Annotated in this window: 20 protein-coding genes and 1 tRNA gene; 4 read left to right on the top strand and 17 right to left on the bottom strand. The window is 25.0% G+C overall.

Annotated features, from left to right (window positions below; all coding sequences use genetic code 11):
* The 5 genes from CHF27_RS08325 to polA all read right to left on the bottom strand — a co-directional run.
* Window positions 1-238 (bottom strand): hypothetical protein (locus CHF27_RS08325; protein WP_147294078.1); only part of this gene is annotated, 238 nt, incomplete at its 3' end.
* Between the two features lie 247 nt (window positions 239-485).
* Window positions 486-2,111, bottom strand: coding sequence for an ABC transporter substrate-binding protein (locus CHF27_RS08330; protein WP_095406644.1), 1,626 nt, complete (start codon window positions 2,109-2,111; stop codon window positions 486-488).
* On the bottom strand, window positions 2,111-2,665 hold the full coding sequence (locus tag CHF27_RS08335; RefSeq protein WP_095406643.1) for a lytic transglycosylase domain-containing protein: 555 nt from the start codon (window positions 2,663-2,665) through the stop codon (window positions 2,111-2,113). Before CHF27_RS08335 ends, CHF27_RS08330 begins: the two co-directional genes overlap by 1 nt.
* Window positions 2,658-3,260 (bottom strand): dephospho-CoA kinase, encoded by a 603-nt coding sequence (gene coaE / locus CHF27_RS08340; RefSeq protein ID WP_095406642.1) that lies wholly within the window; start codon window positions 3,258-3,260, stop codon window positions 2,658-2,660. The genes CHF27_RS08335 and coaE overlap by 8 nt, the downstream gene beginning before the upstream one ends.
* Window positions 3,261-3,268: 8 nt before the next feature.
* A complete protein-coding gene (polA, locus tag CHF27_RS08345; RefSeq protein WP_095406641.1) occupies window positions 3,269-5,914 on the bottom strand; it encodes a DNA polymerase I in 2,646 nt (881 codons plus the stop codon).
* A gap of 262 nt (window positions 5,915-6,176) precedes the next feature.
* On the opposite strand from polA, the gene CHF27_RS08350 reads away from it, so the two are divergent.
* Window positions 6,177-6,262: transfer RNA gene (locus CHF27_RS08350), tRNA-Leu, on the top strand.
* A 98-nt stretch (window positions 6,263-6,360) separates the two neighbouring features.
* On the opposite strand, the gene CHF27_RS08355 is transcribed toward CHF27_RS08350, so the two are convergent.
* The 9 genes from CHF27_RS08355 to CHF27_RS08395 all read right to left on the bottom strand — a co-directional run bounded on the left by CHF27_RS08355 (window position 6,361) and on the right by CHF27_RS08395 (window position 15,583).
* Window positions 6,361-7,134, bottom strand: coding sequence for an acyl-[acyl-carrier-protein] thioesterase (locus tag CHF27_RS08355; RefSeq protein ID WP_095406640.1), 774 nt, complete (start codon window positions 7,132-7,134; stop codon window positions 6,361-6,363).
* A 459-nt stretch (window positions 7,135-7,593) separates the two neighbouring features.
* On the bottom strand, window positions 7,594-8,916 hold the full coding sequence (locus CHF27_RS08360; RefSeq protein WP_095406639.1) for an ATP-binding protein: 1,323 nt from the start codon (window positions 8,914-8,916) through the stop codon (window positions 7,594-7,596).
* Window positions 8,913-9,620: a LytR/AlgR family response regulator transcription factor gene (locus tag CHF27_RS08365; protein ID WP_095406638.1), complete on the bottom strand. Its 708-nt coding sequence runs from the start codon at window positions 9,618-9,620 to the stop codon at window positions 8,913-8,915. The genes CHF27_RS08360 and CHF27_RS08365 overlap by 4 nt, the downstream gene beginning before the upstream one ends.
* Before the next feature lie 214 nt (window positions 9,621-9,834).
* Entirely contained in the window at window positions 9,835-10,704 is an 870-nt protein-coding gene (locus tag CHF27_RS08370; protein ID WP_095406637.1) for a metallophosphoesterase, read from the bottom strand.
* 161 nt (window positions 10,705-10,865) lie between these two features.
* Window positions 10,866-11,048 carry a hypothetical protein gene (locus CHF27_RS08375; protein ID WP_095406636.1) on the bottom strand — a complete coding sequence of 61 codons (183 nt, stop codon included), beginning with the start codon at window positions 11,046-11,048 and terminating at the stop codon, window positions 10,866-10,868.
* Between the two features lie 93 nt (window positions 11,049-11,141).
* A complete protein-coding gene (locus tag CHF27_RS08380; protein ID WP_095406635.1) occupies window positions 11,142-12,842 on the bottom strand; it encodes an ABC transporter ATP-binding protein in 1,701 nt (566 codons plus the stop codon).
* 119 nt (window positions 12,843-12,961) lie between these two features.
* A complete protein-coding gene (mobB, locus tag CHF27_RS08385; protein ID WP_095406634.1) occupies window positions 12,962-13,492 on the bottom strand; it encodes a molybdopterin-guanine dinucleotide biosynthesis protein B in 531 nt (176 codons plus the stop codon).
* A 30-nt stretch (window positions 13,493-13,522) separates the two neighbouring features.
* A complete protein-coding gene (locus CHF27_RS08390; protein ID WP_095406633.1) occupies window positions 13,523-14,704 on the bottom strand; it encodes a molybdopterin molybdotransferase MoeA in 1,182 nt (393 codons plus the stop codon).
* A gap of 138 nt (window positions 14,705-14,842) precedes the next feature.
* Window positions 14,843-15,583: a hypothetical protein gene (locus CHF27_RS08395; RefSeq protein WP_095406632.1), complete on the bottom strand. Its 741-nt coding sequence runs from the start codon at window positions 15,581-15,583 to the stop codon at window positions 14,843-14,845.
* A gap of 353 nt (window positions 15,584-15,936) precedes the next feature.
* Here CHF27_RS08395 and CHF27_RS08400 point away from each other — a divergent pair, with 353 nt between their 5' ends.
* Window positions 15,937-16,848, top strand: a complete 912-nt coding sequence (locus CHF27_RS08400; RefSeq protein ID WP_095406631.1) for a selenium metabolism-associated LysR family transcriptional regulator — start codon at window positions 15,937-15,939, stop codon at window positions 16,846-16,848.
* 147 nt (window positions 16,849-16,995) lie between these two features.
* Here CHF27_RS08400 and CHF27_RS08405 read toward each other — a convergent pair whose 3' ends face one another.
* The 3 genes from CHF27_RS08405 to pdxR all read right to left on the bottom strand — a co-directional run bounded on the left by CHF27_RS08405 (window position 16,996) and on the right by pdxR (window position 20,139).
* Window positions 16,996-18,390, bottom strand: coding sequence for an aminopeptidase (locus CHF27_RS08405; RefSeq protein ID WP_095406630.1), 1,395 nt, complete (start codon window positions 18,388-18,390; stop codon window positions 16,996-16,998).
* Between the two features lie 44 nt (window positions 18,391-18,434).
* Window positions 18,435-18,644 (bottom strand): DUF896 domain-containing protein, encoded by a 210-nt coding sequence (locus CHF27_RS08410; RefSeq protein WP_095406629.1) that lies wholly within the window; start codon window positions 18,642-18,644, stop codon window positions 18,435-18,437.
* A gap of 73 nt (window positions 18,645-18,717) precedes the next feature.
* Window positions 18,718-20,139 (bottom strand): MocR-like pyridoxine biosynthesis transcription factor PdxR, encoded by a 1,422-nt coding sequence (gene pdxR, locus CHF27_RS08415; protein ID WP_199533645.1) that lies wholly within the window; start codon window positions 20,137-20,139, stop codon window positions 18,718-18,720.
* A gap of 107 nt (window positions 20,140-20,246) precedes the next feature.
* Between pdxR and CHF27_RS08420 the strand changes: the two genes are divergently transcribed.
* Window positions 20,247-21,041, top strand: coding sequence for a histidinol-phosphatase HisJ family protein (locus CHF27_RS08420; protein WP_095406628.1), 795 nt, complete (start codon window positions 20,247-20,249; stop codon window positions 21,039-21,041).
* Window positions 21,042-21,091: 50 nt separating this feature from the next.
* A complete protein-coding gene (locus CHF27_RS08425; RefSeq protein WP_199533646.1) occupies window positions 21,092-22,417 on the top strand; it encodes a polysaccharide biosynthesis protein in 1,326 nt (441 codons plus the stop codon).
* Window positions 22,418-22,420: the final 3 nt, after the last annotated feature.

A 22,420-nucleotide genomic window follows, 5' to 3' on the forward strand; every position in this document is an offset into this window, starting at 1 on the left:
ATGCCATCATTCTATCATAGTTATTAACATCTGTTAAATCTGCATTATCTAATAAGTCTATAGCTATTCTCATTTCTTCTATTGCATATACTAATTCTTGATTATACTCTTGTTTTTGACTAACTTCTGATTTAGATTCATTTTCATTTGCATATATATTTGTTGGAACTACCGTACTAAACATTAAAGCTGATGCCATAGCACTTCCTACTAATTTAGCCATTTTATTCTTAATCATTCTTATTTATACCCCCTAATTTTATAATATAAATTTTATGCCTAATTTCAATATACTGAAATATATGAATCAATTGATAAATTTACTCCCTATATCATTCTAGCATTTAATATAATATTTAGAACCATACCGAAGTATAGTTATTAGGTATAATTTTTTATTATACTTTAGGTCCGTTGCAAAAAAATAAAAATAGAACTATCTCAAAATTCCATTTTAAGTAGTTCTATTTTTATTTTTAACTTTTTTATTCATTTTTTATATTTAAATTTGCTATTCCATCATATACATCAAAATCATTTGGTGTAATTTTACCATCTAACCTTCTATTTTTCACAATATAATCATCTTTAATCACTAAGCTTATAAATGCTGCATTATCTCTAACATATTTTTGTATAGATTTATAGATTTCTTGTTTATTACTCTGTGATGTTGATTTAGTCAATGATGTCATATAATTAGTTAGTTTTTCATCATTATATCCACTATTCTCTATTATCTGACTTGCATCTGGTATTAAGGATAATTCCCATCCTACACATGCTAAATCATAATCTTTAGAACTAAGTGCTTTATCCATTTCTTTATCGTCTAATTCTTGTACTGTTGATTTTATACCTATTTCTTTTAAATTCTCACAAATTATGTACGCTGATTTTATTCTCTCATTATTATTTTTATTTACTATTATTTTTAAGTTCAAATCTAAAATCATTTTTTTAATCGTTTCTTTTTGATTATCTATTTTTTCATTTGAACTACTATTAGAACTTGATGAATTTTTATTTACTTTTTTTACTTCTTCACTACTTGATAAATTTACTTTTTCAAGATATTTTTTAGCTTGTTCTTTATTATATTCTAAAGGTTTAATGCTCTTATCATAATATTTAGAGTTTGAGTTAAGAGGAAAATTAACTAAAGTTGCTTTATCCATATAGCCTTCTTCTTGTATCTTTTGTTTATTTATGGAATGTGCAATAGCTTTCCTAAAGTTAACATCTTTTAAAAATTTATTATTATAATTAAATATTAAATACTCATATTCTCTTCCTTCATAATTAGTTATATTAAATTCTTTTTCATAAAATTTACTTAAATCATCAAGTGATACATTCGCTAAATCACTTTCTAAAGCCATTACTAAAGAAACTTGAGATTCTTCATCTGGAACTACGCCAACCTGTATATCTTTAATATTTTCAGGTAATTGATCATAGTAATCCTTATTTACTTCTAGTATAATCCCTTTTCTTTCTTCATATTTTGCTATTTTGTAAGGTCCATTACCCACTAAATTTTTTTTGTACTCTGTAATATCTTTTTCAGCAAATGAATTCAATTGATTTTTACACACTATAGGAAAAATTAAAGTATCAATTGAAAACGCATATGCATCTTTAAACTTTAAATTTACTTCATTAGTACCATTTACTGATACTGAAGATATATTTTGAGTAAATACGTTATATGGACTATCTGAATTTTTTTGTATTAAACCTATAGTATATTCTACATCGCTAGCTGTAACACTTGTCCCATCGTGCCATTTTGCATCTTTAAGTTTAAGATTAACACTCATTCCATCTGAAGATACATTATACTTTTCTACTAATTGAGGTACTACATCATAATTTTCATCTATAGTAAATAAACCATCATAAATTAAATTTGTAACATACCCAACTGATTTATCCTTGTTTAATATAGGATTAATAGTCTTAGGTTTTACCATAGTTAAATGTATAAGTTCTGAGTTTATAGCGCTTTGAGCTACTTGATCAGACGTACTAGTTTTTTGATTAATATTACATCCCGTCACTATAAGAGATATAGTTAGAATCATAGTTAAAACTTTCATACTTTTCATTAGTTTGTTCCTTCCTTGCCATATATCTTATTATACTTTTCATAGTTATTTCTAACTTTTTCTACATATGAAGATGTCTCTTGAAATGGAATACTATCTAGATTTTTTCCATCTTTGCTGTAGCTGTGATTTTCAAGCCATTTTCTAACATTGCCTGATCCTCCATTATAAGCTGCTATGACTAAATCTAGCCTTCCAAATTCTTTGTACAACTTATTTAAATACCAACATCCAATTTGTATGTTAGCCTCAGGATTAAAAACATCCACTTCTCTTAATTGTAACTCTTCTATTGCCCAATCTCTAGTTATATCACTTATTTGCATTAAACCTTTAGCCCCTCTATGAGAAACTGCAGCCTTATCGAACTTACTCTCAGCTTTCATTACACTATATACTATGTTTTCTTCTAATTTAAATTCTTTAGCATATTTTTCTACGTATATAGAATATTTTTTAGGATACATTAATTTTTGTATAGCTTTACTTTCCACAAATAAAGTACCAAATAAGATTATAAAAATAGATAGAATTAACACTTTTTTCTTATTCACACCAATTCTCCTTCATATACTTTATAAATTCATCTGCTTTTTTCTGTAACTGCATTAGTGTCCCCGAATTATCTATTATATAATCTCCATATTTAGATTTTTCCCTTTGACTTATCTGTGAATTAATTCTGCTTAAAGCATCTTGTTTACTACAATTATCTCTAAGCTGAATTCTGTTAATTTGTACTTCTTCATCACAAACAACTACTATAAGTTTGTCTAAAATCTCTAAATATCCACCTTCTACTAACAAAGCTGCATCTATTAATACTATATTTTCACCTTGTAACTTTATATTTTCTACTTCATTTAATATTTTTGCTCTTATTCTTGGATGAGTTAAACTATTTAATTGTATAAGTTTATTATTATCATTAAATACAATTCTTCCTAAAGCCTTTCTATTTAATGTATTATCTGAATTTTTTATCTCTTCACCAAAATATTTAAATACATCCTCTAAAACTCTCTTATCATCAAAAATTTGTCTAGATATAATGTCTGCATCAATTATATGTATCCCATTTTTTTTAAATATATTAGACAGGCTGCTTTTGCCACAGCCTATATTTCCTGTAAGACCTAATACTAACACAAAATCACCTACTTTGTTTCATACCAAGAATCACCTACATTCAAGTCTACATCTAAATGAACGTCCATACTAACTGCATTTTCCATCTCTTCTTTTACTATCTTTTTAACTATGTCGATTTCTTCCTCTACAGCTTCTACTATCAACTCATCGTGAACTTGAAGTATAAGTTTTGATTTTAAATCATTCTCTTCTAATTTTTTATATACATTTACCATTGCTATTTTTATAATATCTGCTGCACTTCCTTGTATAGGCGCATTCATCGCAAATCTTTTTCCTCTATTTCTTTCCATAAAGTTACTTGATTTTATCTCTGGTATATATCTTCTTCTATTAGCTAGCGTTGTTACATATCCATCTTTACTTGCATTTTCTATAGTCGTATCCATAAATTCTTTTATTTTACTATATTTAGAAAAATAACTATCTATATACTCTTTAGCTTGTTTTACTGAAATATTTAAATCATCCGCTAAGCCAAAATCACTTTTTCCATAAACAATACCAAAGTTAACTGCCTTTGCTGCACCCCTTAATTCACTAGTTACATTTTCTATTTCAACATCAAACACTTGAGATGCAGTTTTTGTATGTATATCTTCATTATGTTTAAATGCATCTATCATATTTTCATCACCACTCATATGAGCTAAAACTCTAAGCTCCACTTGAGAATAATCAGCATCCACCAATTTACATTTATCATCAGAGATAAATACTTTTCTTATATTTCTTCCTAATTCTAATCTTACTGGTATATTTTGAAGATTTGGCTCAGTTGAAGAAATCCTTCCTGTTGTAGTTATAGTTTGATTAAATGATGAATGAATTCTATTACTTATTGGATTTATTATTGATAACATACCATCAACATACGTAGAATTCAATTTTACAATTTGTCTATACTCAGTAATTTTATCTATTATCGGGTGCTTATCTCTTAGCTTATCTAGTACCTCAGCATTAGTTGAATAACCAGTTTTCGTCTTTTTAATTACTGGAAGTTCTAATCTTTCAAATAATATTACACCTAATTGTTTTGGTGAATTTATGTTAAATGGCTCTCCTGATAATTCATATATTTCTTTTTCTAAAGTTAATATTTTTTCTTTAAATTGAGCACCTAATTCATTTAATTTCTCTATATCTACTTTTACACCCTCATACTCCATTTCTCCAAGAACTTCTACTAAAGGCATTTCAATATCATATAAAAGAGAATCCATATTAGTTTCTATAATATTTTTTTCCATTCTTTCATAAACTGTAGCCACAACATTTATTACCTTACCTATATACTCTGACAGTTCTTCAAGTTCTAAATCTTCATATTTTTTAGCTTTTACACCTTTACCTAATAATTCTTCTTTAGATTTCATTTTTCTTGTTAAATATTTCATAGATATATCACTACATTCATAAGATGTTGATGAAGTTGAGTCTATTAAATATTCAGCTATAGTTATGTCAAATCTCATATTTTCTAATTTTATATCATAAGGTCTTAATGCTAAATAATCATCTTTTAAATTATATCCAATTTTCTCAACCTCATTACTTGAAAGTATAGTTTCTAATTTTAAAATTTCATCTTCGTTTATGTAATATATGTTCTTTCCATCTATACTTATGTACATATACATTATATTTTTTTCAAGTATATTTCCTTCTTTTTTAACAGTTTTTAATATTAACTTTTTCTGATTTTTTGATTCATTAATAAATTCTTGTATGTTTTCTAATTTACTAATATTTAATTCTATTTCTTCATTAACTATATTTCCTCCATCTAGTTCAACAAGTCTTGATAATAAACTTGTAAATCCTAGATTTCTAAAAGATTCTATAACTGCATCCTTGTCAAAATCTCCATATTCTAATTCTTCTAAGTTTATTTCTATAGGAACATCTCTAATAATTGTTGCTAGTCTTTTACTCATTACAGCTAACTCTTTATTTTCTTCAAGTTTTTTCTTAACACTACCTTTAAGGCTATCTATATTTTCTATTATATTTTCTATACTCGAGAATTCTTTTATAAGTTTTATACCTGTTTTTTCTCCTATACCTGGCACTCCTGGTATATTATCAGATTTATCTCCCATTAATCCTTTTAAATCTATAAATTGAGTTGGGGTCATTTCATATTTTTCCATAACAGAATTAAAATCATATTCTTCTACTTCTCCAACACCCTTTTTAGTTATTAAAGTCGTTGTTTTATTAGAAGCAAGTTGTATAGCATCTTTATCTCCTGTAACTATATATACTTTATAATCATTTTCTTCTGCAATTTTAGAAACTGTACCTATTATATCATCAGCTTCAAATCCATCTATTTCCAATCTATGTATATTAAATTTATCTAAAAGTTCTTTTAATGGTTCAAACTGAACTCCTAAATCATCTGGCATTTTTTTTCTACCAGCCTTATACTCTTTAAATTCTAGATGTCTAAATGTTGGTGCTTTTCTATCAAAAGCTACACTTATATGTGTTGGTTTATATATATCAATTATTTTGAATAGCATTGTTGTAAATCCATAAATAGCATTCGTCTTTAATCCTTCTTTATTATTCATTTCTGGTAATGCATAAAATGCTCTATTTATTATTGAATTTCCATCTATTATTATCAATCTTTTGTCCAAATCTATCACTCCTAAGACTTCTCTATTTTTATATCATATATGTATTATATACAAATATGCTATTATTTAATATTACCACAATATTAATAGGATATTAAGCTTAAATGTGTTGCTAATGATATATTTAACTGCTATAATGAATATTTTATATTCTGTCGTCATTTTTTAATGATAATATAAAAGCTTACTTTCATAAATATTGTAGTTATTTTTGTAAATCAATTGCAAATTTATAATTTATTTGATATAATTATACCGATAAGCCGGATTGGTGGAATGGCAGACGCGACGGACTCAAAATCCGTTGGTAGCAATACCGTATGGGTTCAAGTCCCATATCCGGCACCAATAATAACTTTATATACTCATAAAAATACTAATTTTTTAATTAGTATTTTTTTATGCTAAAAAATCTAGCATGTATTTATGCTAGATTTTTTCCACTATTATCTTTTATTAATCTCTAAATTCACGTTATATTTAGTCCAATTACTTTCTAAAAATGCTACAACTTCTCCGTCTTTTAATATTTGATGTATCGCTATTAAATTTTCTTCTTCTTGTCTTATTTCTGTCTGAGCTTTTACATCTGATCCATATGGAATTTCTATTTCATATTTAATTTTCAGATGAGATACTCTGTAATTTTTAATTATATCTATAGGCATAGTTTCCATTATCCAAGATACATACTTAACATTTCCAACATGTGAGTTAATATCTATATCTATGTATCTAACATTAAAATTTTTTTCATAATCTATATTTTCTAACTTGCTTATTTTAAACTTAGTTCTAGAAACTCCACCTGTTTTAATATCTACTCCATAAGCTTCATAATACTCTTGTGGTATCATAATCGTTTTTCTTTTTATAGTATCAATTAAAAATGCTACTGTTTTTCCTTCAACTATAAGCTCATTTTTATCATTGTATACTTTAAAATTTCTTACAGCATAAAACTTTTTTATACTATCCACATATGTAACTATTTTTAATACATCTCTATATTTTGCATATTTATATACATTAATATTATAATCATAAAGTACCCATGTTTGATTATTATCTATTAAATCAAAAAATGAAAAACCAAGATTATTTTCTTGACTCATTCCACAATCTGCCATAAAATCCATATATGAAGTTAAATGACATTCTTGTCTAGCATCAGCATCTCTATATGTTACTTCATATTTTTTTTCATATTTTTTTTTCATATCTGCACCCCTATTCTATAAAACATCCTCAATTTATCTCTAATAACACTCAATCTACCTATTTCATATAAATTTAAATTATTGTGTTAAATGGTTATCTAATAAGTATACATTAATCAGATAGATTATTGTACTTTTATATTAAATTAATAAAAAAGATTAGAAAACTAATTTTATAATTTCTTTATCACTATTTTCATGATTATATAAAGTTTAAGTTTACAAAAAATAAAACAAAAAAAAAGAGCATTTATCATACTCTAAAAAATTATATTAGTGTTATAAATTAAATTTTAATTTATAATAGAGTTTTTAAATTATATACTCTATTATAACTGTTGTTATTACAGTGATCTTAGGATTAAATTTATGTTTTAAATCTACTAAATTAAACATAACATACCTTCAGTTATATTTCAATAAATCTGCATAAGTAGCTATTATAATGGTATAACTGGCTTATTTTATATTACATTTTATAGGAATCATTAATTTTAACATAAAATTATAATTAGTATACTCTATGTTTATTTCCCCATTATATTTTTTAATAATTCTTTCAATACTAGAAATTCCCATTCCATGATAAAATTTATTATTTTTACTAGTTAGTATTTTATTTTCTTTTTTTATTATATTGTTTTCTTTAGAATTTTCTGCCTTTAATATGAAAATTTGATTTAAGTAAGTTCCTCTTATATTGATTTGCCTATGTATATCTAATGTGTTTATTTTTTCGCAAGCTTCTATAGCATTATCTATTATATTAGAAAATATACTACATGTATCCATCATATCTACAAAATGACACATTTTAAAATTTATATCAGCTATAAAATCTATATTCTTATCTTTACATATTTGTTCTTTTTCGCTAAGTATTATATCTAATATCATATTTCCTGTATTAAATGAATTTTTATGTTCATTTAATTCTTTATTTATATCTTTTATATATTCTTTTGCATTTTTACTATTACACATCTCTTCTATGCACATCATATGATTCTTCATATCGTGATAAAGTTGTCTTATCCTAATATTACTCTCTTTCAAACTTTTATAATGTTTATACTGGATATCCATTTTTTCTCTGATACATTTACTTTCATTTATTGCCTCTCTATCTTTTATAATTTTAGATAATATAAATATAATTGATACATTTGATCCAAACAAGATTATTGGCATTAATAAAATAAACGGACTTTCTTTAAAATTACCCGTATTTAATTTCAAAAAATAATTACATACTAATGATATACTAAACACATTTGCTATAACAGGTATGCTCATGTATAGGATTTCTTTTTTAGAAATATTAATTTTTAGATTTCTGTACTTATAAATTAATATTAATACTATTAATAACGACTTTGATAATATCATACCCTCTAATCTATATTTTGTATTATGTAAAAGCAGTCCTGCATTTGGTAAGTCATTTACTTTTATAAGTATAGACATACTAAGAACTTCTGCACCCATTAGAGTCATTATATATATAAGTACTATTAATATGCCCTTAGATAATTTTTCATTATAATTTAATTTATAAAAAATAATTAAGTTTATTATATTTAAAAAAAGTCTAATGTTATGTTGGATATCAAATAGCAAAAAACTAATACTAATACACAAACTTATTATAAAATTAAAGTATATCTTTTTATTACTTAACTTTTTTTCACTCTCATCATCAAAAATTAATTTCATTAGAATATACTCTAAAATCGATACACTTGCATTTAAAATTTCCCAAAATAAGTTTCCTTGTATCATATTTTCTCCCCTAATACATTTAATAATTCTAGCTTAACTTCTCGAAGTCGATATTTACTTATAGGAATTTTATATTTTTGTATTATAAGTACATTTTTTTCAATATACTCTACCTTCTTTAGATTAACTAAAAAACTTTTATGACATCTAAAAAATTTATATTTTCCTAATTCCTCTTCAGCTAATTTCATACTCATAACAAACTCATACACCTTATCTTTTGTATATATTTTCATATCTTTTCTATTTACTTCTAAATATAATATATCTTCTATAAATATTTTGTATATGTTTCCTTTTTCTTTTATTAAAATATATTTATCTTTATAATTTTCTATTAACTCTATACATGATATTATATGTTTCTTTAATTCATCAAACTTTATAGGCTTTAATAAGTATCTATAAGCTCTTACTTCATACCCATCTTGTATATAGTCAATTACTCCTGTAATAAAAATTATTTCTACTTTATTATCAAATCCCCTTATTTTTCTAGCTGTTTCCATACCATCTAATCCTGGCATTTGTACATCTAGCAATAAAATATCTATATTTTTAGGGTAATTTGATATCAACTCAATCCCAGATTTATATTCAAATATTTGATTTTTAATATTTTTCTCATCTAATATTTTTCGTAAATAATCTTTCATCCTCAATCTTTGAATGTCTTCATCCTCACATAAAGCAATCTTAAGCATAACAAATTCTCCTTTTAAAATAAAAACGCATGATAAACTACAATCTCAACCTCAAGATTGTTTGAAATTTAACTTATTGATTTATATGTATCACTAACAATAACATATTTTATATTAACACTATTTTCACCATTAGTTAATATAAATTTTAAAATTCATTTATTTAAAATGCGCAAAAACATGAAATTTATCGAAAAACTAAATATTTTGAAATTTATTTTGATTTAAGTATTATTTTAACTATCTCTGGTCTACAATTTAATCTAATTAAAACTTTAGAACCTCCTAAACCTTTAGTTAATAGCATCGTTGAGTTTTTTATATCATATCTTCCTAAATCGTATTTAGGAAAAAACTCCCTATTTGGTGAAAGTAATCCTCCTAAAAAAGGAATTCTTATTATACCTCCATGAACATGACCTGCTAAAGTTAAATCTGCCCCCCATTTTGCATATTCCTCAAAATAAAATGGTGTATGAGCTAAAAGTAAATTAAAATTATTTTTATTTATATTTCCTAATCTATTTTGTATAAAATCATTTTCTAAGTTAATATTTTTATTTTTATTAAATAAATATTTATAATTTTCTAATGGAATAATTAATCCATATACATTTATAAAACTATTCCCTTTTTGTATTTTTACTACCTCATTATTAAGGTTATTTATATTTTTCTTCTTTAAATCTTCAAAATAGCTTTTATATAAATTTTTATATTTTTTAATTAAAGATTTTTGCTCATGGTTACCTATTATATGATATATTTCATATTTTTTAGTTAAATCATCTATTAAATTTAATGCTACTTCAAAATTTTTACTTTCTCCTTCAACTAAGTCCCCTGTTATAAATACAGCATCTGGATTTATATTATCAATCTTTTCAAGTAACCTTTTATTATCTTTTCCAAAAGATTTATTATGTAAATCACCTATCTGAACTATAGTAAAACCATCAAATTCTTTTGGTATTTTTTCTGTTTCTATTATATATTCTACAGTTTCTATAGTATCTGTCTCATATTTATAAAAAATATAACCAACTAAAAATATAGCCACTCCTATTAATATTTCTACTATCATAATGGTCAACCTTTCTGAATTTTATTTTTCCTAAATAATTATATAACACTAGAAAATTATGTGCTATATATTTATTTTCTTACCTATAAAATAACCCTGTAATAATTGAATTTTAAAATTCAATTATTACAGGGTTTATAATTTACATAAACTATTATATTTTAATCTTTTTTCTTAACTTTATGATATAATTTTTCAGTTTTAGTTTTGTTAGTCCCGCTATCCTTTGCTCCTATTTTTTGACCATCTTCCACTCCTAATTCAGAGCCATGTTCATAATACATTTTTCTCATTTCAGCTTTTGATTTTGGTCTGTCTTTAAGTCTATTTTTATTATTATCCATTAGAATGCCTCCTGTAACACTATTGATTATATTAATGTTAATTTGTCCAAAACTAATTTCTAATATTCTTAATTTTATCTATATTTGCAATTTCTATTTACTATGAAGAGTGCTATAAACACCTTTCTTAGTTATTAACTCATCATGAGTTCCTCTTTCTTCAACTCCATTTTCGGTTAAAACTATTATTTCATCTGCATTTTTTATAGTAGACAATCTATGTGCTACAACTAAGCTTGTTCTATCTTTGCTCAATTCTTCTAAAGATTCTTGTATCTCTCTTTCAGTTACATTATCAAGTGCTGAAGTTGCTTCATCTAAAATTATTATTGGAGGATTTTTTAAAAAGATTCTTGATATCGAAATTCTCTGCTTTTGTCCTCCAGATAATTTAACACCTCTTTCTCCTATATATGTATCATATCCATCTGGTAAAGCTTTTATAAAATCATGTATCCTAGCCTTCTTGGCTGCACTTATTACTTCATCATCAGTTGCTTGTGGTTTACCGCAAAGTATATTATCCTTAATAGTTCCTGTAAATAAAAATACATCTTGTTGAACTACACCTATATTTTTCCTTAAAGATTTCAAACTTATATCTCTTATACTTTTGCCATCAATTTTTATATCACCTTTTTCAAATTCATAAAATCTAGGTATCAAGTTACATAGAGTAGTTTTTCCTCCTCCAGATGGACCTACTAATGCTACTGTCTTACCAGATTGTATCGATAAACTTAAACCATCTAGAACCCTAGTTTCATCTTCATACGTAAACGATATATTTTCTATTTCTATTCTTCCTTTAACGTCTTTCAATTCAACAGGATTTTCAATTTCTTTTTCAGTTTCTTCATTTATTATTTCTGTAAATCTTTCAAAACCAGTCATCCCACTTTGATATTGTTCGGTAAAGTTTATAAGTTTTTTTATTGGCTCTATAAACATCTTTACGTATAATATATATGCTGCAAAATCCCCAATAGTTATTTTACCAAGATAAGTAAAATAACCTCCAGCAACAAGTGCTATTAGTTCTAAAATATCCATAAATAAATTCATACCAGAAAAATACTCTGCCATAACTTTATATGCACTTTCTCTAGCTTTTTTAAATACGTCATTACTTTCAATAAACTTTTTTAGTTCTTCATTTTCTGTACAAAAAGATTTTGTTACCTTCATCCCTGCTATACTATTTTCTAAAGTCGCATTAACATCACCAGTTTTAACTCTAGTTTCCATAAATGCCTTATTCATCTTTTTTCTCTGAGCCACTGCAAACCATACTACAAAAGGTAAAACTACAAATATTAATATTGTAAGAATTACATTTATATCTAAAAGTATAAAAAATGATCCAACTAGCATAATTATAGAAATAAATAAGTCTTCAGGACCATGATGAGCTAATTCTGATATTTCCATTAAATCATTTATTATCCTAGACATAGTTATACCCGTCTTATTATTATCAAAATAAGTATTTGGTAGTTTTTGCAAATGTGTAAATACATAGCCCCTCATGTCAGCTTGCATTCTTACACCTACAACATGCCCCCAATACTGCATAAAATAATTTAATCCTGCCTTAAATATAAAAATACCTATAAGTACTATTGTAAATAACAACAACATTTTTAAATCTTTATTTGGCACAACATCATCCATTATATTTCTAGTTATCATAGGATAAACTAAATTACATAATGCAAATAAAAACGCCGCTAATAAATCTAATATAAACAACTTTTTATAAGGTTTATAATATTTAACAAACTCTTTCAACATTTATATATTCTCCCTTCTTTTATCTTCAAATCAGTATAACACAAATTAAAGACTATAATAAATTTATAATTTTAATTAAAATAAACTGCCCTAACATAAAAATCTTAGGACAGCTTATTTTAATTAATAATATAATCAAGATCATTTTCACTTACCTGAATATAATTTTTAATAATACATTCTTCTAAATAATCAGCTATTTTATTATAATCATCTAATTTAAATTGCATTATATCTAAATCATAAGTTATATCACTTACTATACCTATTAAATCATTAATATTAGATATAAGATCAATATATTTATTCTTTCTTGTTATTTCTAATTTTTTAAATCTATACTTTTTATAACCTTCTATTATAATTAAATCCATATTTTTGTATAAAGCAATTACATCTTTTAAATTCTTCTCTTGGTTTACCTCTTCTATATAAGAAAATCTATTTTTAGAAATTACAGATACTTTACTTGCACCAGCTTCTCTATGTTTATAAGTATCTTTACCTTCCTTATCTATATCAAAATCATGGCATGTATGTTTTATAGTTCCAACTTTGTATCCTCTTTTAGATAATTCTCTTACTATAAATTCTATTAAAGTTGTTTTACCTACTCCTGAATATGATGTTATTGATAATATATTATACATTTCTAATCCTCTCTATTAAACCTATAATTATTAAAATGTAACTACTTCTACCATTTGATTATCAGTTAATGTAGTTCCTTTATTAACTTTTATCATACAATTGCTATTTAAAGTTGCATATAATCTAGCTTTTGCATCTTTATTATCCGTCATCTTTACGTATAATTTAGCATTTTCAGTAAATAGTTTCGCTCTTATAAATCTATCTTTTTTAGATTTCTTATTAAATTCACCTTTAAATATTGCTTTTATTTTATGATTTTTTTCTTTATTAGTTATATACTCTATTGCAGGAATTAATATGTTATCAAATACTATTAAAGCAGCATGTGGATTTCCAGACAATCCAAGTAATAATTTTTCTTCTAATATAGCTGAATAACATGCCCCTCCTGGCTTTACATTAACCCTCCAAAACAACTCTTTTGCCCCTAATTCTTTAAATGCTTTAGGTATCAAATCCTTATCTCCAACAGACACTCCTCCTGTAGTAATTAAACAATCCACTCTTTTAATAATACTTCTTACTTTCTCTTCTAATTCTAATAAGTCATCTGATGCTTTATCAACTACTACATTATTTATATCCATCTTTTTCAATTTAGAATTTAATATATATTTGTTACTATCGTAAATTTTTCCATCCATTAAAATTTCATGTAAATCTTGTATTTCCGTTCCTGTAATAAGGATACCTACTTTTATATCATCATAAACTAAAATTTCATGTATACCTAAGCTTGCCAATACACCAATATCTTCAACTGATATTGTACAACCTTTATTTATTATTAATTGACCCTTGTTTATATCTTCACCCTTAAATATATAGTTATCGTGTTTATTTAATTTTTTATTTAGAATAATATATTCATCAATTATATCTACATCTTCTTTTTTTATAACACAATTTGCTTCTTTTGGAATTTTAGCTCCTGTCATAATTTTAACTGCTTCATTTTTATCTAATTTTTTTTTGAAAATCTCTCCAGCAAAAACAGTTCCGACTACCTTTAATTTATTAGTATCTATATCACTATTATATGTATATCCATCATATGGTGATCTATCAAATGGTGGACTATCTATCGGCGAATAAACGTCTTCTACAGATACCTTATTTATTGCATCAATAATATTACACGTTTTTACTCTTTTTATTTTTTTTACGTTTTCTTTTATAATTTCAATGGCTTCTTCTAACTCTATCATTTTATCCCCCCTATAACTTCATAAAAATACGTTATATTACATAATTTCTTTAATCCTATATAAATTCCTTCATAAATACAAAAATTAAAAAAGACCATAGAAATCTATTTATAAATTTACTATAATCTTTAAATTTAACTATTTTAATAAATAATTTTTTATTGCATTAATGCTCTTTTCTCTATCTAGTATCTTAACTTCTTTTATTTTATTTCTATATATAAATATAGTTAAAACCTTACTTTCATTTTTATTTTCATCTTTTAATAAGTAACTCATAATATAAGCTTCATCTTTATTTTTAGTATATGCTTCTAAATTAGGATTTTTATTTCCTACTATTTTCTTTATTTTTTCTTTGTCTTCATCTTTAAACTTTTCTAAGTCTATATTTTTTATATCCTTTAAATTTATTTTCTCTTTTTCGTCATACTTGTCTATAATTATATCTATATTTTTGTTATAACTTTCTTTGTTAATATCACGAGTTGAAAAATCATAATTTTCAACTTCAGTTACTTTATTTTTATTAATTTCTATATACAATGCACTTTTTTCCATTTTATTATCTGATGTATATTTTGGATACACTAACCTAATATTAGTCACTTTATTAAGTTTTTCTATTGTATCTATATCTTTTTTTATACTATCAGCACTTATATAATACGTTGTACAGTATGGAACCCCCATGTTTTTTACAACATAGTTATAGTCTTTATTCATTATTTCATTAACATCATTTTGAACTTTAGTCATAGTTTTTTGTTGAGTTGCCTTGTCTGCTATGACATCCTCTTTTTTTGTATTTTCTATATTACATCCGGTAATAAACATACTTAAAACAATTATACTAACTAAGGATTCTTTTAATTTCATAAATTACCCTCCTTTCGTTAAATCTTGTATAAGAATAAACTTAAAATCTAATTTAATAACTAATATTTTTTAATTACTTAAATAAATTATATAACATTTGTTTAAATTTAATCATATTTGATGACAACCTGTAATTTTTTTGTAACATGATATATTTTCCAGATAGTCTTTGACAATAAATTTGTATAATTTAAAAATTCGATATAAATACTTTCATAAAATTATACCATATTATCCCTTTAGAATCAAAAACTCTATTATACTCATTAGATTTTTGTTGAAAAAATACACAGCAAGCTTTATTTTATCTTCTATGTTATAATATATCTAGATAATTTAAGGGGGATTTTTTAATGGACTTTAAACAACTCGAAGTATTTGTTGCCGTTGTAAAACACCAAAGTTTTTCTAAAGCTGCAAAAGAACTTTTTTTAACTCAACCTACAGTAAGCGCTCATATTCAAAATTTAGAAAGAGATTTAGATACTATTCTTGTTAATAGAAGTAATAAAACTATCACTCTTACAAAATCTGGTGAAATACTTTATAACCATGCTATATATATATTAAATAATTGTAAAAAAGCTGTATATGATATTAAAGAATATTCTGGTAAAATCGAAGGTATTATAGATATAGCATGTAGCTCAATACCCGAGACTTACATACTACCTGATTTTTTAAAAAATTTCTCATCTCAATATCCCGATGTCAAATTTAGTATTAGTCACTATGACTCTCAATATGCTATATCAGAGATTTTAAATGAAAGAATTAGCTTTGGCCTTGTTGGTTCTAAATTTAACAATAATCAAATTAAATATATTGACCTAATTAATGACGAATTAGTCCTTATTACTCCAAATAATTTAGAAATTTATTCTGAAAATGGCTATATTGATATTAATGAATTGTATAATCTTACATTTATTATGAGAAAAGAAGGTTCAGGTACTAGAAATTTATTATTAAATACACTTAATAAAAATGATTTTCCTATAGACAAATTAAATATTATAGCTCATGTTGAATCTAATGAATCAATTAAAGAAATGGTAAAACTAGGAATCGGAGTATCCTTTGTGTCATATACTTCTGTAATTGACTATATAAATACAAATAAATTAAATTGTTACAGAATAAAAAATATTGATTTTGTAAGAAAATTTTATTTTATATGCTCTAAGAAAAAAACTTTTACTCCTCTTGAGGACAAGTTTTTAAATAAATTATGTGAATACTTTGATGTAAATAAATCTTGTTAGTATTATATATATTTTTTATTTTTAACATGGGCCTATCTTAAAAGCTTAAAAATTTTGTGAAATAACCCAGCGAAGGGGTGATATATAAGTTATACTTATATTCAACCCAAGCAGTAGGTTAACCACAAAATTTTATTTTTATAACTTCTATAAATTTATATTAAAAAATGCTTTATATCCCCTATACATTTCATATATATCAGCTTTAGAAACTACTTCATGAGGTCCATGCATATTTAATACACCTACTCCACAATCTATAACTTCAGCTCCATAATTTGCTAATATATATGCTATTGTTCCACCACCGCCTTGGTCTACTTTACCAAGTTCAGCAGTTTGCCATACTACACTTTCTTTATTAAATATTCTTCTGATTTCTGAAACAAACTCAGCATTTGCATCATTACATCCGCCTTTACCTCTTGACCCAGTATATTTACATAAAACTATTCCATTTCCCATATATGCAGAATTTCTTTTATCATAAACATCTGGATAGTTTGGATCATACCCTGCAGCTACATCAGCTGATAATACTTTTGAGTTTGCCATCGCTCTCTTTAACTTTAATTCACAATAATCACCTTGTAATGCTATAAGCTCAGCAACTGTATTTTCAAAAAATTTTGATTGCATACCTGTATTCCCTATTGAACCAACTTCTTCTTTATCTACACATAAAGCTACCGCACTATATTCTGGTGTATCAGTTTCTAATACTGCTTTAACAGCTGCATAAGAACAAACCCTATCATCATGACCATAAGCTAATATCATAGATTTATCAAATCCTAAATCACGAGCATGACCAGCTGGGACTACTTCTATTTCAGCACTTAAAAAATCTTCTTCTATCATAAAATATTTTGCATTCAATATTTTTAATATATTTCCTACTATTGCTTCTTTTTCTACACCTTCTAAAGGCATATGTCCTATTAATAAATTTAATCCCTCTCCAGTTACTCCATTAGCAAGTTTCTTTTGCATTTGATCTGATGCTAAATGAGGTAACAAATCTGTTATACAGAATACTGGATCAGAATAGTCTTCACCTACACAAATATCTACTTTTCTACCATCATTTAATATAACTGTTCCATGGATAGCAAGCGGTAATGATGTCCATTGATATTTTTTTATACCACCGTAATAGTGTGTTTTAAATAGACCCAAATTTGCTTCTTGGTATAATGGATTTTGCTTTAAATCTATTCTTGGAGCATCTATATGCCCTCCAACTACCTTCATCCCTTTTTCTAGGTCATTTTTTCCTATTGAAAATAAAGCTACACCTTTATCTTTATTACATGCATAAATTTTATCCCCTGGATTTATACACTTCTTATTTATAGCTTCTTCTAATGATATATATCCTTTACTTTTTGCCATCTTAATTATTTCTCTAGCTGAAGTTCTTTCTGTCTTTCCATTATCTAAAAACTTCATATAATCCTCTGAATAATTCATAACGTCTTTCATAGCATTATTTTCTCTTATAACATCCCATGCATTTTTAAATTCATGTTTTAATTCCATATTACCCCTCCTGAACATAGTTTATAAATATAAACCTAATAAACTTAATTTTTATTTTTTTTCATATATTCATCATATTCTTCTGGTGATACTACCTTTACATTATCTAATCTCGATCTAAAGTGTTCTCTAAAATTAGCCAAATACTCTTTTCTTAAAATTTCTCTTTCTTGCTTTTCTTCTTCTGTTAGCCCTACTTCTTTATTCTTTTTAGCTAATTCATTTATTCTATCTAATTTCTTTTGATCAAACATTTTGTCCTCCTAAAAAACACTAATTTATATTATTTTTTCTTTATTTAATAATAATTACTATATATGTACTGATTTAATAAAATAATTTATTGCTATTTATACTTGTTTTTAGTTTGTATTTCTCATAAAATATATCTAAATTATCACTTATTATAGATATTCCCTTTTCTAAATCTTGTATACTTGACTGAGCTATATTTAATCTAAAAAATCTATCATCTATTAAATTTTCAAAGAAGTATGTACCCGGGAGTACAGATACTCCTTTTTCTAATATAAATTTAGTAAAGTCTTGAGATAAATACCCTCTTGGAAGTTCTAAAAAAAAATTTATTCCTCCATTAGCATCTCTAACCTTTAATTTATCACTTAATTTTTCATTTATCAATCGTTTTGCCAAGTTATATTTTTCTGTATATATTTTTTCTATATTATTTAAATAATTATTCCAATTAAAATATTCCATATAATAATACATGGATTTTTGAATAAGTCCTGGTGTTGATATATCTGATGAATACTTTGCCCACAAAACTTTTGTTAATAATTCACTTGGCATTTCAACAATACCAATTCTAAGCCCTGGCATAAGTATCTTTGAAAAACTTTTTATATATATAACTCTATTTTTATCATCATAACTTTTTAACGGCTTATTATCTTTTGAATCAAATTTAAAGTCACTAATAAAATCATCCTCTAATATATAAAAATCGTATTTTTCTGCTAATTCTATCAACTTTTGTTTTTTATATGTAGAATATGAAATTCCAGTAGGATTTTGAAAATTAGGCATTGTATATATTAATTTGGGCTTAATTTTTTCAAGTTTTAATTTTAATATACCTATATCAATCCCATCATTTAACATAGGTATTGATATAATTTTTGCACCTCTACTCTTAAATACCTCTATTGCCCCATTATATGTAGGTTCTTCAACAAAAACTACATCTGAATAATTAATTAAACCCTTACAAACTATGTCTATGCCTTGTTGTGCTCCTGATATCACTTGAATATTTTCTTTTGTAGTATCTATACTTCTAGTTTTTAAATACTCTACTATTTTTTCTCTTAAACTATTTGAACCTAATCCTTCATCATATTCAAATATTGAGCTTCCATCTTGAGTTAATGCCATATTAACCGCATTTTTAAAATCCTCTATAGGAAACATATCTGTAGATGGATTTCCACTATCAAAATGTATAATACCTTCTTTATTTCTAGACTCTTTCATACTTTCTTTTTTTAAAGCTGATACAAAAGTTCCACTTCCAACTGTTTTATATACATATCCTTCATTTTCTAAAAGTTCATAAACTTTAACTACAGTAGAATTATTTACGCCTATCAGATTGGCTAGCTTCCTTATTGGAGGCAATTTTTCATGATCCTTTATTTTATGCTGCAATATTAATTCTTTAATATGATTATAGATTTGTATATACTTGCTAGTTTCTTTTATTAATTCAATATTATATTTTTCCATATTAATCACCACTTACGTTTACCCCATTTTTGATGGTTGTTTTTATATTAGATATTATGTAGTATGTATATATAATACCAAAATTTTTATAAAAAGGGGACTTATTTATGTTTTATGACTATCATATGCACTCTAACTTTTCAGGAGATAGTAAAACTACTATGGAAGATATGGTCAAAAAATCTATCGACTTAGGATTAAAAGAAATTTGTTTCACTGATCATGTTGATTATGATATTAAAGATAGTATTTATGAAAAAATTAATTACGATAAGTATTTCCAAAATATAGAGTTTTTAAAAAATAAATACAACAATAAAATTTCCATAAAAAAGGGTATTGAATTAGGGCTTCAACGTCATATTGTAGATACATGTAAAAAAGATGTTGATGATTATCCTTTTGATTTTGTTATATGCTCTATACACACAATTGACAAACTTGAACTATACTTTAATAAATTTTTCGAGGGTAAGACTCAACTAGAATCATATCAGCGATATTATGAAGAACTATACACAGTTGTAAAAACATTTAAAGATTATTGTGTTCTAGGTCATTTAGATTTAATTAAAAGATATGGTGACTTTGATAAGCTATTAGATGATTCTTTATTTTATGATATAATTGAGTCTATATTAAAACAAGTTATTTCTGATGGTAAAGGTATTGAAATAAATACATCATGTTTTAGATATAATTTACCTGATTTAACTCCTTCAAAATATATTCTAGAAATGTATAAAAATCTTGGTGGAGAGATAATAACTACAGGTTCTGATTCTCATAATCCATCTCAAATTGCATACCAATTTGATTATATATACCCACTATTAAAAAATCTTGGGTTTAAGTATATATCTACATTTAATAAAATGAACCCAGAATTTATAAAATTGTAATTATTTTTTCCCCTCCTTACGAATATATTAACCTAAGGGGGGTGATTTTATTGAGGGTACCTAATTTAGTTCTATCAACATTAATATTATTTATATCTAATTTTATAGTAAGAGTTCTTGGATTTTTATATAAAATATTCTTATCTCGTATCCTGGGCGATACTTATCTAGGTATGTATCATATGATATTTAATTTCTTAATGATATGTTTAGCTCTTACTACTACAGGTATACCTACTGCCCTTAGTTGCTTAGTTGCTAAAAGAAAAGCTTTAAACGACAAACATTCAACTAATGTATTGTTTATATCTACTCTTTATGTTGCTTTTATAATTTCTTTAGCTATATCTTTTGGAGTATCTTTTAATAGTAGTTATTTATCATTAAAATTACTTCATGATTCAAATTTTAATTTATTTATTCTAGCTATATGTCCAGCAATGGTAGTTATAACTATATCAAATGTTCTAAGAGGCTATTACTATGGTATAAAAAAAGTTACTGTTCCTGCTATAGGTCAAATTTTAGAACAAGTATCTAAAATTATTTTTGTTATATTATTTGTTTTTTATCTAAATAACAAAGTTATGAGTTGCTATATTGCATTATTAGGTATCTCAATTGGAGAGACTATAAATATTTTGTTTATGACATTTTATTTGTACAAAGATTCTAGTTTAGAAAATAAATATACTATTCGAACTAAAGATTTTTTTAATGCTTCTGTTGAAACTTTAAAAATGTCATTGCCTATAACTTGTAACCGTATGTCCAATGTATTTTTACAATCTATAAGTTCTATGATGGTTCCTTCCAGACTAGTTTTATCTGGGATATCATATTCGAAATCTTTAAGTATGTATGGTGTTATTAGTGGTATGGTAATGCCTTTTGTGTATATACCTTTTACTGTTGGATCTGCTTTAGTCGTAAATTTGATACCTAGTATATCTCAAGAGATGGCTTTAAATAAATATAAAGTTGTTTTAAAAAAAATAAAATATGCTTTATTACTTACTATAAGTGTAGGTTTACTATCGTCAGTATTTTTTTATTTCTTTGGGAATAAATTGTGTATATTAGTATTTCATAACAAATTAGCTGGTACTTATTTAAAATCAATTTTCTTGGCACCATTATTTCTATCACTAAATCAAACTTTATCAGGAATACTACATGCAATTCGAAAAGAGTTCGCATCTAGCGTGAATACAATTATTGGTATGGTAATTCAATTAATTGCTCTATATGTTTTGCTTCCTATTCCTTATATTAATATATATGCTTACATATACGTACTGACAATAGTATCTGCATTTACTTGCTTATTACATACTTTTGTTCTAGTTAATACTATTAAAAAATTTAAATTATAGGAG

This window comes from Romboutsia maritimum, assembly GCF_002251085.2.
Lineage (GTDB): Bacteria > Bacillota > Clostridia > Peptostreptococcales > Peptostreptococcaceae > Romboutsia_B > Romboutsia_B maritimum.